A 533-nucleotide genomic window follows, 5' to 3' on the forward strand; every position below is an offset into this window, starting at 1 on the left:
ACGTTCGTTTAAAGTAAATTCTTTAAAGCCTTTTTGTACACTTTCACCGGCTAACAATTTTTTCCGAGCATCAAGGATATTCGGTAAAAGGTTCGCTTCATAGCGCTGTACACTTTCTTTCCACGACACTTCACGACGGGATTTTTTAAAGGCTGTGCACAGATTATCGGGATTAACCACTTGATTAAAATCATCAAAGGCTTTTAATTTTGCATCCCGTTTTTCACTGCGGCGTTGCCGCCTCCGCGCATCCCTCGCTGTATGTCGTTTATCACTCATTTAAATAATGAAACCTCCATCGGTTCTAAAAAAACCTTGCACGGCATACGGCTTTTTTTAAGCCGTTCGACGGAAAGTATGCCGCATAACGAAGTAAAGGCATGAAACTTTTTACCGCCGGTTCTAAAAGCCATGCATGAACGGTCTCCCGTCCGCGTCCGCCTTCTCGTGTCAAGGTTACGGTTTGCGGGGGCCTTAAAATGGCAGCCCGCAGGGCGCTTATCTCCTTCTGTGTCCGGCAGCTCGGTTTTTTA

At 45.6% G+C, this 533-nt stretch carries 2 protein-coding genes; both read right to left on the bottom strand.

Annotation, left to right across the window (positions count from 1 at the left end):
* On the bottom strand, positions 1 to 279 hold a 279-nt coding region (locus HGH47_RS12275), incomplete at its 3' end, for a hypothetical protein (RefSeq protein WP_432912769.1).
* A gap of 25 nt (positions 280 to 304) precedes the next feature.
* The coding region (locus HGH47_RS12280; RefSeq protein WP_432912772.1) for a hypothetical protein at positions 305 to 533 on the bottom strand (229 nt) is incomplete at its 5' end.

This window comes from Treponema sp. OMZ 805 (assembly GCF_050937395.1).
Classification (GTDB): Bacteria; Spirochaetota; Spirochaetia; order Treponematales; family Treponemataceae; genus Treponema.